The sequence below is a fragment of the Arthrobacter livingstonensis genome (genome assembly GCF_003219815.1).
Lineage (GTDB): Bacteria > Actinomycetota > Actinomycetes > Actinomycetales > Micrococcaceae > Specibacter > Specibacter livingstonensis.
The window spans coordinates 17010-30154 of record NZ_QJVD01000027.1; the positions used below are offsets into that span (position 1 = coordinate 17010).

A 13145-nucleotide genomic window follows, 5' to 3' on the forward strand; every position below is an offset into this window, starting at 1 on the left:
TAGTCGAATCTTCGTTCGAACAGTACCTCTCGAACAGCGTTTTCGAACACGGATGCAACCGGTCGACACCCGCTAGCGGGCTGCGCCGCGCTCCAGGGCCGCAGTGACGATCGAGAGCGCCTTGGGACCGGGGACACCGAGGTCCCGCACGACGGCGGCAAAGGACTCCGCGGCCGCCGCCACCTGTGCGCCCATCACGTCGCCTCCGGACGCAACGGCCGTGCCGCTGCGCCCCGCCGTGACGACGATCCCGGCCTGTTCCAGCTCGCGGTAGGCCCGCGCCACGGTGTTGGCGGCCAATCCAAGGTCCAGGGCCAGGGAGCGCACGGACGGCAGCCTCGCACCGACGGCCAGGGCACCGGACGCGGCCAGGTCCAGGATCCGCAGCCTGATTTGCTCGTACGGCGGCACGGACGATTCCGTGTCAGGCCTCCACTTGCGCACAATCACATCCATGGCGTTCACGCCGTGCCCACCTCTTCCACCAACGGGTCGCCAAACTGGCTCATGTAAAGATCGTAGTAGAAGGTGCGTTGCTCCAGCAGTTCCCCATGTGTTCCCTGCTCGATGATCTGCCCGTCGTTCATCACCAGGATCAGGTCGGCGTCCCGGATGGTGGAGAGCCGGTGGGCAATGACAAAGCTGGTCCTGTCCTTGCGGAGGCGGTTCATGGCCTGGCGGATCATGACTTCGGTGCGGGTGTCCACGGAGCTGGTCGCCTCGTCCAGGATCAAGATGCCGGGGTTGGCGATCCAGGCCCGCGCAATGGTCATCAGCTGCCGCTGCCCCTGGCTCAGCCCGCCGCCGTCGTCCGTCAGGACCGTGTCGTAGCCGTCGGGGAGTGAACGGACAAAGTGGTCCACGTGGGTGGCCTCGGCGGCCTGGATGATCTCCGCCTCCGTGGCATCGAGCTTGCCGTAGGCCAGGTTTTCCCGGATGGTGCCGCCAAAGAGCCAGGCGTCCTGGAGGACCATGCCAAACTTCCGGCGCAGCCCGTCACGGGTGAGTTCGGCCGTGTTGACCCCGTCGATGCTGATCCGCCCCGAGTCGATCTCGTAGAAGCGCATGAGCAGGTTCACCAGCGTCGTCTTGCCGGCGCCCGTGGGGCCGACAATGGCGACCGTCTCCCCCGGCTCCGCCACCAGGGAAAGATCCTTGATGAGCGGAACACCCTCGTCATAGCTGAAGTTCACGTGCTCAAAGACCACGCGGCCCAAGACGGTGCGCAGGGTGGCTGCGGGCACGTGGTCGGGGCGTTGTTCCTTGGCGTCGACCAGCTCAAAGACCCGTTCGGCCGAGGCCACGCCCGACTGGAGCAGGTTGATCATGCTGCCAATCTGCGCCATGGGCTGGCTGAACTGGCGCGAGTACTGAATGAACGCCTGGACACTGCCGATCGTCAGGATACCGGAGGCCACCTGGATGCCGCCGAGCACGGCCACCACCACGTAGTTGAGGTTGGAGACAAAGTTCATGCTGGGCATGATGATGCCGGAGATGAACTGGGCCTTGGCACTGGATTCGTACAGTTCGTCGTTGGAGACCTTGAACTTGGCGATGGCCGCGTCCTGCTGTCCGAAGGCCTTGACGATCTCATGGCCGGTGAACATTTCCTCCACGTGCCCGTTGAGGTCGCCGGTGGATTTCCACTGCGCCATGAACTGCACCCGGGAACGCTTGGCGATGACCACGGTGATGCCGGCGATGATGGGGATGGTCACCAGGGAGATGACGGCCAACAGCGGGGAGATGGAGAACATCATGCCCAACACGCCCACGACCGTCAGGGCCGCAATGAGCAGCTGGGTCAGCGTCTGGTTCAGGGTTTGGGAAAAATTGTCGATGTCGTTGGTGACGCGAGAGAGCACGTCCCCGCGCGATTCCTGCTGGAAGTGGGACATCGGCAGGCGGTCAAGCTTGTCCTCGATCTGCTGGCGCAGCCGGTACATGGCGCGCTGGACAATGCCGGTGGTGATGTAGCCCTGGGACCAGTTGAAGAAGAACGCCGTGATGTACAGCCCCAGGACGATCATCAGGACCGCGCCCAGCGCGTTCAGGTCCAGGCCCTGGCCCGGGACCACATTCATGCCGGAGAGCATGTCCGCCAGCTGGCCCTGCCCGCCGGCCCGCAGGGCGGCCACCGCCTGGTCCTTGGTGGTGCCCGCCGGGAACCGGTTGAGCATCTGGCCCACGACGCCGTTGAAGATGATGTCCGTGGCATGGCCGAGCACCTTCGGCGCCACGACCGACAGGCCCACTGACACGGCGGCCAGCACCACGACCCAGATCATCCGCAGCCTGTCCAGCGCCAGCAGGCCAAGGATGCGCTTGAGGCTGGGGCCGAAGGCCATGGCCTTTTGCGGGGGCGCTCCCCCGCCCCTCATCATGCTCATGCTACGTTCTCCCTGTCCTCTTCGGTGAGCTGCGAGGTGACAATTTCCTGGTACGTGGGGCAGTTGTCCATGAGTTCCTCATGCGTGCCCTGGCCCACCAGCCTGCCTTCGTCCAGTACCAGTATGTTGTCGGCGTGCCGGATGGTGCCCACGCGCTGGGCCACCACCAGCACGGCGGCATCGGTGGTGACGGGCTTGAGCGCGGCGCGCAGCTTCGCGTCGGTGGCATAGTCGAGGGCGGAAAAGCTGTCGTCAAAAAGGTACAGCGAGGGGTTGCCCACCACCGCCCGAGCAATGCACAGCCGCTGCCGCTGGCCGCCGGAGACATTGGAGCCGCTTTGCTCGATCGGCGCGTCCAGTCCGCCCGGCATCCCCCGGACGAAGTCGGCGGCCTGCGCCACCTCAAGGGCTGCCCAAAGCTCGTCGTCGGTGGCGTCCGGACTGCCCATGCGCACATTGGAGGCCACGGTGCCGCTGAACAGGTAGGCCTTCTGCGGGACCAGGCCGATGGAGCCGCGCAGCGACTGGAGCGTGACGGCGCGGATGTCGTGCCCGCCCAGCTCAAGGCGGCCTGCCGTGGCATCGAGCAGCCGCGGCAGGAGATTCACCAGGGTCGACTTGCCGCTGCCGGTGGAGCCGATCACCGCCGTCGTGGTTCCGGGGGCCGCATCAAAGCTGACGCCGGACAGCACGGGGTCCTGGGCGCCGGGGTACGAGAAGGTGGCGTCGCGGATCGAGAGGCTCCCGTCCAGCCGCGCCACGGCAAGCGAATCAGGGGTGTCCACGACGGAGGATTCCGTGTCCAGGACCTCTTGGATGCGTTCGGCGCTCACGGCCGCCCGCGGGATCATCATGAACATGAACATGGCCATCATGACGGACATGAGGATCTGCATGATGTAGCTCAGGAAGGCCGTCAGGGCGCCAATCTGCATGCTGCCGGCATCGATGCGCTGGCCGCCAAACCACAGCACGCCGACGCTGGTGACGTTGACGACGAAAAAGATGGTGGGGAACATCAGCGACAGCAACCGGCCGGCCCGCAGCTGTGAGGCGGTCAGGGCGCCGTTGGCGGTGGCGAAGCGTTCGGCCTCATAATCGCGGCGCACAAAGGCGCGGATGACGCTGATGCCGGTGATCTGCTCGCGCAGCACGCCGTTGATGTCGTCCAACTGGTGCTGGACCTTGCGGAAGGTGGGGACCAGGACGCGCACAATCATGGCGATGGCGATGATGAGCACGGGCAGAATCACCAGCAGCAGTCCGGACAGGGGCACGTCCTGCTTCATGGCCATGATGATTCCACCAATGCACATGATGGGTGCGGTGACCATGAGGGTGAAGGACATCAGCGTCAGCATCTGCACCTGCTGGACGTCATTGGTGGTGCGGGTGATCAGCGACGGCGCGCCAATGATGCCGACCTCCTGGGCGGAAAACGTCTCCACCTTGTTGAACAGATCCCGACGCACCTGCCGGCCCACGCCCATGGCCAGCCGCGCGCTGAGGAACGTGGCCGCTATGGCGCAGATGACCTGCCCGGCCGTGATTAGCAGCATCCAGCCGCCCAGGTTGAAGATGAGCGCGGTGTTGCCCTTGACCACGCCGTCGTCGATGATGTCCGCGTTGAGGGTGGGCAGGTACAGCGTGCCCAGGGTGGAGAGGAACTGCAGCACCACTATTGAAATGAGTGGAACCTTGTGCGGCGCCAAATTGTGCGCTATCAAGCGGTACAGCACGATTCCTCCTGGTGGCGCCGGCCCACAGCGCGTAGCTTCGTTCAGCTAACAAACTACTCCCACAAGCCTGCCTTGTCAGCGCAGTTTTCTCTGGGCATATTTTGGCCCGTGGCTGGCAGTTCCCCTGCCGGCACGACGCCGGTGGGCCCACGCGCCCGAGGGGCCCGGGCTGACGCGCCAGCGTTAGCCGGGGAGGTCGTGGGGACTAGCCGTAAAGTTCGAACCGCACCATGCCGCCGGCCGTCACCATTTCCACCTGCCGGCGGGCCTGCTCGCCCGCCGGTTCCGCGCCCAGCGCCTTGAGGTATTCGCTGTGTTCGGCCAGCGAGGCCACGGCCCGTTCAATGCTGCGGGCACTGACGGGCTGGGCGTGGGTGGGGGTGGGCGAGCTGATGGCCACCTTGCCCACTTTGTGACGGGACAGCCCCTCGTCCAGCAGTTCGGGGAAAATCCAATCGTTGTCGGCGTCGGACACGGCGTCCAGGACGCCGCGGCCCACGGCGCGGTGGTCGGCGCTGTTCCAGCGGCCCGGGCCCCACTCGTCGCGGTGGTTAAGTGTGAGCACCAGCTCCGGCTTGACGCTGCGGATGTGCCGGGCCAGGTCGCGGCGCAGCGCCAGGCCCTCCTGGATCCGCCCGTCGGGGTGGTCGAGGAAGGCCAGCCCGGCAACGCCCACCCGGAGGCAGGCGTTTTGCTGTTCCCGCACGCGCAGGGGTCCCGACTGTTCAGGCGCCACCCCGGCAATGCCTGCCTCCCCGCGGGTGGCCAGCAGGTAATGGACACTCTTGCCGCTTTCGGTCCATTCCGCGACGGCGGCGGCCATGCCGTATTCCGGGTCGTCGGGATGGGCCACGATCACCAGCGCGGTCTGCCAGTCCAGTGGAAATGCCGCCAAGTCAGCCATGACTGCTCCCTTTCATAGTTTTTGGCCTATCATGAAGATCCGCCGGAACGGATAGATGGTGCCAAATTCGTCTGCGGGGTAGGCCTCCTCAAGCAGCGCTGAATACTCCGCCTCAAATTCCCGCCCCTCGGCAACACCGAGCGCCTGAAGCACGGGGCGCAGCCCGGTGCCCCGGACCCAGTTCAACACCGGCGCCTCCCCCGGCAGCAGCTGGTTGTAGGTGGTTTCCCACACGTCCGCCCTGGCGCCGCCGCGCAGGAGGAGTTCATGATACCGGCCCGGCCCCCACACGGCGTCGTCGTGGCGCAGTACGCCGTCGAGCCGCTTCCGCCACCGCGGCGACTGTGCCACCTGGCGCATCAGCGTGTGTGACGGTGAGGAGAAATTGCCCGGCACCTGCACGGCCAGCCACGCACCGGGCGCCATGGCGCCCAGCCAGCCGGCCATGAGGTCCGGGTGTCCGGGCACCCATTGCAGGGCGGCGTTGGAGACCACCACGTCCGTGTCCGGCCCGGGGGTCCAGCCCTGGATGTCCGCCAGCCCAAAGGTGAGGTTCGCAGGGACGGGCGTGCCGGCGTCGTGCGCGTTGTTATCAAGTGTTTGGGCCGCCGCCACCATGTCCGGGGAGCTGTCCAGGCCCCGCACCCGGGCAGCAGGCCAGCGCCGGGCCAGCGTGGCCGTCAGGTTGCCGGGACCGCAGCCAAGGTCCACCACGCGCCGCGGCTCGGACGCCGTGATGCGGGCGGTGAGGTCGAAGAAGGGGCGGTTGCGGAAGTCGCCGAATTCCACGTATTTCGACGGGTCCCAGCCGAGTTGTGTTGTTCCCATGGCGTTAACCTGCCACAGCCACCGCCCGTAGACTGGGGGAACCATGAACCTTCTTGAACAACTCTCCGGCCTTGACCCCAAATCCTCCAGCGATGATGACGTCCTGGAGGCGTTTTTGGAATGGACCATGGACCGGGGGCTGGAACTCTATCCGGCGCAGGAAGATGCCGCGATGGAGCTGGTGAGCGGGAACAATGTGATCCTTTCCACCCCCACGGGTTCGGGCAAGTCGCTGGTGGCCATTGCCGCGCATTTCAACGCCATGGCGCGCGGTGCCGCGAGCTATTACACGGCCCCGATCAAGGCGCTCGTCTCGGAGAAGTTCTTTGCCCTGTGCGAGATCTTCGGGGCGGAGAACGTGGGCATGGTCACCGGGGACTCCTCCGTCAACCAGGACGCACCGATCATTTGCTGCACGGCGGAAATCCTGGCCAACATTGCCCTGCGCGAAGGCGATAACGCCGACGCGGGCGTGGTCATCATGGATGAGTTCCACTACTACTCCGACCCGCAGCGCGGCTGGGCGTGGCAGCTGCCGCTGCTGGAGCTGCCGCAGTCGCAGTTCCTGCTCATGAGCGCCACCCTGGGCGACGTCAGCCGCTTTGAAAAGGAGCTCACGGAACTCACGAACCGCAACACCACCACCGTGTCCTCGGCCGTGCGCCCCATCCCGCTGCACTACTACTACGTGACCACCGGCGTCCACGAATCGCTGGAGGAGCTGCTCGCCACCAAGCAGGTGCCCGTCTACGTGGTGCACTTCAGCCAGGCCGAAGCCATTGACCGGGCCCAAAACCTGATGAGCATCAACGTTTGCACCCGGGAGGAAAAGGACAGGATCGGCGAGCTGGTTGCCGGCTTCCGCTTCTCCGCCGGCTTCGGCAAGACACTCAACCGGCTGGTCCGGCACGGCATCGGCGTGCACCATGCCGGCATGCTGCCCAAGTACCGCCGCCTGGTGGAGCAGCTGGCCCAAGCCGGGCTGCTGAAGGTCATCTGCGGCACCGACACCCTGGGCGTGGGCATCAATGTGCCCATCCGCACCGTTTTGATGACGGCCCTGAGCAAGTACGACGGCGTGCGCACCCGCGTGCTTCAGGTGCGCGAATTCCAGCAGATCGCCGGCCGCGCCGGCCGGGCCGGCTACGACACGGCCGGAACCGTCATGGTTCAGGCGCCCGAGCACGTCATCGAGAACACGAAGTCCATGGCCAAGGCCGTGGCCAAGTTCGGCGACGATGCCAAGAAGCTGCGCCAGGTGGTGAAAAAGAAGCCGCAGCAGGGCTTTGTCAGCTGGGGCGAACCCACGTTCACCCGGCTGAGTGAATCAGTGCCGGAGCCCCTGACCTCCAGCTTCACCGTCACCCACGCCATGCTGCTGAACCTGCTGGAACGCCCGGGCGACCCTTTCCACGCGGCACGGAAGCTGCTGACGGAAAACCATGAGTCCCCGTCGGCGCAGCGCAAGCTGATCCGCAAGGCCTTGGGCATCTACCGCGAGCTGCTCGGTGCCGGCATTGTCGAGCGCATCCCGGAGGACGAGCTGGAGTCCGACGGCCGCACAGTCCGGCTCACCACCCACCTGCAAATGAATTTTGCGCTGAACCAGCCGCTCTCCCCCTTCGCCCTGGCAGCCCTGGAACTGCTTGACCCCGAATCCCCCAGCTACGCCCTGGACGTCATTTCCGTCATTGAGTCCACGCTGGAAAAGCCGCGGCAGATCCTCAGCGCCCAGCTCAAGCGCACCCGCACCGAGAAGGTGGCGGCCATGAAGAGCGAGGGTATTGAGTACGACGAACGCATGGCCATCCTGGACGAGGTCACGTACCCGATGCCGCTGTCCGAGATGCTGTTCGGGGCCTTTGAGGTGTACCGCAAGGCCGCCCCCTGGGTGGGCGACTTTGAACTGAGCCCCAAGTCCATCATTCGCGACATGTACGAGCGGGCCATGAACTTTGGCGAATACGTCCAGTACTACTCGCTGGCCCGTTCTGAAGGCATCGTGCTGCGCTATCTGACGGACGCCTACAAGGCGCTGCGCCAGACTGTCCCGCGGGACGCGCTCCGCGAGGACTTGGAGGACATCATTTCCTGGCTCGGCGAGCTGGTCCGGCAGGTGGATTCCAGCCTGCTTGACGAATGGGAAAAGATGACGAACGGCGAGGTGGAGGAGCCGCTGGCCGAGTCAGCCCTTCCTCCGGTGCCGCCAAAGCTGACCGACAACCACCGCGCCTTCCGGGTGATGGTGCGCAACGAGCTGTTCCGCCGCGTGGAGCTGGCGGCCGACGACGACTTTGAGGCACTCGGCGAGCTCGACGGCGACCACGGCTGGGGTGCCGACCGGTGGGCCGACGCCCTGGACGCGTATTGGGACGAACACGAGTTCATCGAGGCCGGCCCCGCCGCCCGCGGACCGGCGCTGCTTCACATCACGGAGGGTCCCACGTCGTGGAAGGTCCGGCAGGTCCTGGCCGATCCCGAAGGCAACCACGACTGGTCCATCACGGCCACGGTGGACCTGGAGGCATCCAACGAAAGCGGAGCCGCCGTCGTCCGGCTGGAGGACTTCAGCCGGCTGTAACAGATCCACCTGGCACTCCCACCGAAAGGCCATCCCATGCGAGCCGCAGTCCTCCGTTTCACAGTTCCCGCCGGAACCAGCTACTCGAGCGCGAAGCCGCTGGTGATTGAAGATCTGGAGGTCCCGGAGCCGCGCGCGGGCGAACTCGGGGTGCGCATCGTCTACTCCAGCCTCTGCCATTCCGACCTGTCCGTGGTGGACGGTTCCCGTGTCCGGCCGCTGCCCATGGCGTTGGGCCACGAGGCGGTCGGGCGCGTCACCACCCTGGGCGCCGGCGTGAGCGACGTGGCCGTCGGAGACCACGTCGTGCTGGTGTTCGTGCCGAGCTGTGGCAGCTGCCGGGCCTGTACGGCGGGGCGGCCGGCACTGTGCCACCGGGGCGCCGCGGCCAACGGTTCCGGTGACCTTTTGCATGGGGAAGCACTGCTGAAAACCGCCGACGGTCAGCGGGTCAACCACCACCTGGGGGTCTCCGCCTTCGCCGACTACGCCGTGGTTGCCCGCGAATCCGCGGTGGTCATCGACGACGACGTGCCCGATGCCGTGGCCGCGATGTTCGGCTGCGCCGTGCTGACGGGCGCGGGTGCCGTTCGCCACACGGCCGCCGTGCAGCCCGGCCAGTCGGTCGTGGTCTTCGGTTTGGGGGCCGTGGGCCTCTCCGCCGTCATGGCGGCAAGGCTTGCGGGGGCGTCGGCGGTCATTGCGATCGACCCGATTGCGGCCAAGCACCGGCTTGCCCTGGACTGCGGCGCGAGCGCGGCGGGGACACCGGCAGATGCGGCCCGGCTCGTGGCCGAAGCCTCCGGGGACGGCGTTGACGTGGCCATCGAGGCCGTGGGATCGGCGGCGGTGATCGCTTCCTGCCTGGAGCTGGTCACCCGGGGCGGCGCCGTCGTCTCCGTCGGGTTGCCGCATCCTGACGCCGAACTGCTTGTTCCCGCACTCCAGTTCGCCGGAGCCGGCAAGCGTCTGCTCGGTTCCTACATGGGCGATGCCGTGCCGGCGCAGGACATTCCGCTCTACCTCCAATACTGGCGGGAGGGGAAGCTTCCCGTGGAACTGCTGCACACGGACACCAGGCCGCTCACAGAAATCAACGAAGGACTGGATGACCTGGCGGCGGGCCGTGTGGTGCGCCGGCTGTTCGAGGCGTAAGCGCCACCCCGGACGCACGCCCCGCCGCAGTGCATGGGCGCTCAGCTGGCGTTGCGCGTGCCCTTGACGCGGGGCGAGTAGGTGTCTGGATCCGAGATGTCGGACCTGGAGTAGTCCTTCAGACCCAGGGTTGCGGCAATGGTGATCAGCGCCGACACCAGGATATAGACGGAGACCGCGTACCCGGTGCCAAAATTGTGCAGGAGGATGGTTGCGACCAGTGCCGCCGGACCGCCGGCAATGATCGAGGCCAGCTGGTAGCCCAGCCCGGCGCCGGTGTAGCGCAGATTGGTCGGGAAGTTCTCCGCGATGATCGAAGCCTGTGGGCCGTACTGCATGGCGTGCGGGATGAGCGCCACACACACCGCGAGGAAGACCAGCCAGCCGATGCCGCTGTCAAGCAGGGCGAAGTAGACAAAGCCCCAGACGCCGGTGATCGCCGCGCCGAGCTGATAGATCCTCAGACGGCTCATCTTGTCCGACAAGTGTCCGAAGAACGGAACAAAGAACAACTCGAGTGCGGCCGCGACCATGGTGCCAATTAACACGAAGTTGTACGAATAGTTGTGGTTTTTATCTGTCAGGTAGGACAGGACAAACGCGGTGACAATGTAGAACGGCATCTGCTCCGACATGCGCAACAGCGCCGACAGGATGATCTCCTTCGGATACCGCCGGATGACCTCCAGCACCGGTGCCTTCTCGGTTTTTTTGGTCTTGACCACCGCGGCAAACATCGGGGTTTCCATAATCTTGAGCCGGATGTAAAGACCGATGGCCACCAGTACCAGGCTGAGGAGGAACGGGATGCGCCAGCCCCAGGCGATGAACGCGTCCGTGCCCATGATGCCGTTGAACAACGCCATCAGCCCCGTGGAGAGGATGATGCCGATGGCAACTCCGAGCTGTGGCCAGCTGGCCATCAGCCCCCGTCGTTTCTGGTCGCCCCATTCCATGGACAGCAGGATGGAACCGCCCCACTCGCCGCCAACCGCGATGCCCTGAAAAACGCGCAGGATGATCAGGATTATGGGTGCGGCCTCACCCCAGGCCTCCGCACCGGGCAGCGCGCCGATCAGGGCCGTCGAAATGCCCATCATCAGCAGCGTGATGATCAGCATCGCCTTGCGGCCGATCCGGTCTCCCCAGTGCCCAAAGATGGCCGCCCCGACGGGACGCGCCAAAAAACCGACAAAGTACGTGGCAAATGCGGAGATCAGCCCCAAATAGGGGGACATGTGGGGGAAGAACACGTGCGGGAACACCAAGGCGGCCGCAGCGCCGTAGAGGAAGTAGTCATACCACTCGATGGTTGTGCCGATGGTGCTGGCGACTGCCGCCTTGCGCACCTGGCTTCTTTGCTCTTGGCTGCCAAGTGCAGCTGGTTCCATCGTGGACACCGTTGACCCGCTTTCATGGTGGGGCGACCATAGGCGGCCAGGCGGTCCGCGGGCCCCTGTGGGGCGGCGGGCTGCACCGGCTCTTCATGACCGCGTCGATCGCGTACACCGTGCTTCCTGGTTTCCGGTTTATCGAGCGGCGTGAAGGATGTCAAGGGCAATCAGGGTTTTTCCTGCACATTGGCTGGACAATTCCCGCAACCGGCGCCGCTTCGCTGCCGGAACCAAGCAGCGGATATGCTCGTTTCATGAGTTTGATTCGCACCGCCTCCCCCGCAGATGTCCCCGCCATCCTTGGCATGATCCACGACCTTGCCGTCTATGAAAAAGAGCCCGACGCCGTTGTCAACACCGCGGAGATGCTCCACTCCCACCTCTTTGGCGGGAATCCGCAGATTTACGCCCACGTGGTGGAGAGCCCGGTGCCCGGAGATCCCATTGTCGGCTTTGCGTTGTGGTTCCTGAACTACTCCACGTGGGAGGGAACGCTGGGCATCCACCTGGAGGACCTGTATGTGCGCCCGGAGGCACGGGGCGGTGGCCACGGCAAGGCGCTCTTGCGCACCCTCGCGCGGATCGCCGTGGAGCGCGGCTACGCCCGGGTTGAATGGAGCGTCCTGGACTGGAATGAGCCGTCCATCAACTTTTACCACTCCCTCGGTGCCGCGCCCATGGACGGCTGGCACGTGTACCGCCTCGACGGGGGCGCGCTGGACGCCTTTGGTGCTGCCGCCACGGCACAGGCCACCACGGCGCAGGCCGGCGCATGAGCCCCCGGGACGGCGGCGCCGGAACAGGCGGCGCCCACCCACCCAGTGCGCACCCGCAGAGTGCCGGTGAGGCCTATCTGGCCCGCGGGCTCGCCCTGCGTGACCACTGGTTTGACGCACCGCTGGACCACGCCAACCCGGCAGGGCCCACCATCAGGCTGTTCGCACGGGAGATGTATGACCCTGCGCTGGAAGCCGAGGGCCTTCCGTGGCTGTTGTTCCTGCAGGGCGGGCCGGGCGGCCGGGGAAACCGTCCCGTGGGCCTGGCGGGCTGGCTGCGCGAGGCCTCCAAGAGTTTCCGTGTGCTCATGCTGGACCAGCGCGGCACCGGGCTGTCCACGCCGGCGTCCCGGCAGACGCTGCCTCTGGTGGGCGATGCCGCGGCGCAGGCCGACTACCTGGCGCATTTCCGCGCCACCGACATTGTGGCCGATGCCGAGCTGATCCGTGCCGCGCTTGGCTCCGGCCCGTGGTCCATCTTCGGCCAAAGCTACGGCGGCTTCTGCGCACTGACTTACCTTTCCTTTGCCCCGCAGGGCCTGAAGGAGGCACTCATCACCGGCGGACTGGGACCGCTCACGGGCCCTGCCGACCAGGTCTACCAGGCCACGTTCGGCCGCCTGGCGGCACGCAATGCCGAATACTTTGCCCGCTACCCGCTGGACCGTGGAATCGTCACCCGCATCATCCGCCACACGGCCTCGGCTTTGGAATTTCTGCCCACTGGCGAACGCCTTACTCCCGAACGCGTGCAGATGCTGGGCAACTATTTTGGCGGGAACACCCGCATCGACGCGTTGCACTACCTGCTGGAGGATGCCTTTGTCCCCACGCCCGACGGCGACCGTCTCTCGGACGGGTTCCTCACCCAAGTTTCAGCCCAGGTCAGCCGGGCAGCCAATCCGCTCTACGCACTCATGCATGAGTCCATCTACGTCCAGGGCGAGGCCAGCGACTGGGCCGCGGCCCGGGTTCTCGCCGGGCAGCCTGCCTTCCACCCGGACGCCGCCGAGCCGCTGCTGACGGGCGAGGCCGTGTACCCGTGGTACTTCGAGCAGGACCCTGCCCTGGTGCCGCTGCGCGAGTTGGCGGGGCTGCTGGCAGTCCGCACCGAGGGCTGGGGCCCGCTCTACGACCTGGGTCAGCTGGGCCACAACACGGTTCCGGTGGCTGCAGCCGTGTACTCGGAGGACATTTACGTGGACCGGGACATCTCCCTGGCCACTGCCGCGGCCGTGCGGGGCCTGCAGGTCTGGGAAACCGCCGACTTCCACCACGACGGCATTGCCGACGACGGCGAAGGCATCTTCGCCCGCCTTCTGTCCATGGTCAGGGAGCCGCGGGCCTAGCGCTTGCTGGGCCCACGAGCGCGAGG

Annotated in this window: 10 protein-coding genes; 4 read left to right on the plus strand and 6 right to left on the minus strand. The window is 66.0% G+C overall.

Annotation, left to right across the window (positions count from 1 at the left end; all coding sequences use genetic code 11):
• Positions 1-72: 72 nt before the first annotated feature.
• The 5 genes from CVV68_RS18870 to CVV68_RS18890 form a co-directional block, all read right to left on the minus strand.
• Entirely contained in the window at positions 73-456 is a 384-nt protein-coding gene (locus CVV68_RS18870; RefSeq protein WP_110502568.1) for a GntR family transcriptional regulator, read from the minus strand.
• A 5-nt stretch (positions 457-461) separates the two neighbouring features.
• Positions 462-2393 carry an ABC transporter ATP-binding protein gene (locus CVV68_RS18875; protein WP_110502548.1) on the minus strand — a complete coding sequence of 644 codons (1932 nt, stop codon included), beginning with the start codon at positions 2391-2393 and terminating at the stop codon, positions 462-464.
• Positions 2390-4132: an ABC transporter ATP-binding protein gene (locus CVV68_RS18880; RefSeq protein ID WP_110502549.1), complete on the minus strand. Its 1743-nt coding sequence runs from the start codon at positions 4130-4132 to the stop codon at positions 2390-2392. The genes CVV68_RS18875 and CVV68_RS18880 overlap by 4 nt, the downstream gene beginning before the upstream one ends.
• Before the next feature lie 205 nt (positions 4133-4337).
• Positions 4338-5036 carry a PIG-L deacetylase family protein gene (locus CVV68_RS18885; protein ID WP_110502550.1) on the minus strand — a complete coding sequence of 233 codons (699 nt, stop codon included), beginning with the start codon at positions 5034-5036 and terminating at the stop codon, positions 4338-4340.
• Positions 5037-5048: 12 nt separating this feature from the next.
• Positions 5049-5864 (minus strand): trans-aconitate 2-methyltransferase, encoded by an 816-nt coding sequence (locus tag CVV68_RS18890; protein WP_438502658.1) that lies wholly within the window; start codon positions 5862-5864, stop codon positions 5049-5051.
• Positions 5865-5907: 43 nt separating this feature from the next.
• On the opposite strand from CVV68_RS18890, the gene CVV68_RS18895 reads away from it, so the two are divergent.
• On the plus strand, positions 5908-8445 hold the full coding sequence (locus CVV68_RS18895) for a DEAD/DEAH box helicase (RefSeq protein ID WP_110502552.1): 2538 nt from the start codon (positions 5908-5910) through the stop codon (positions 8443-8445).
• A 36-nt stretch (positions 8446-8481) separates the two neighbouring features.
• Positions 8482-9600, plus strand: a complete 1119-nt coding sequence (locus tag CVV68_RS18900) for a zinc-binding dehydrogenase (RefSeq protein ID WP_110502553.1) — start codon at positions 8482-8484, stop codon at positions 9598-9600.
• 41 nt (positions 9601-9641) lie between these two features.
• Here the strand turns inward: CVV68_RS18900 and CVV68_RS18905 are convergent, their stop codons facing one another.
• A complete protein-coding gene (locus tag CVV68_RS18905) occupies positions 9642-10991 on the minus strand; it encodes an MFS transporter (RefSeq protein ID WP_110502569.1) in 1350 nt (449 codons plus the stop codon).
• Positions 10992-11248: 257 nt separating this feature from the next.
• Between CVV68_RS18905 and CVV68_RS18910 the strand changes: the two genes are divergently transcribed.
• A complete protein-coding gene (locus tag CVV68_RS18910; RefSeq protein ID WP_110502570.1) occupies positions 11249-11770 on the plus strand; it encodes a GNAT family N-acetyltransferase in 522 nt (173 codons plus the stop codon).
• Positions 11767-13119 carry an alpha/beta fold hydrolase gene (locus CVV68_RS18915; RefSeq protein ID WP_110502554.1) on the plus strand — a complete coding sequence of 451 codons (1353 nt, stop codon included), beginning with the start codon at positions 11767-11769 and terminating at the stop codon, positions 13117-13119. The genes CVV68_RS18910 and CVV68_RS18915 overlap by 4 nt, the downstream gene beginning before the upstream one ends.
• Positions 13120-13145 lie beyond the last annotated feature (26 nt).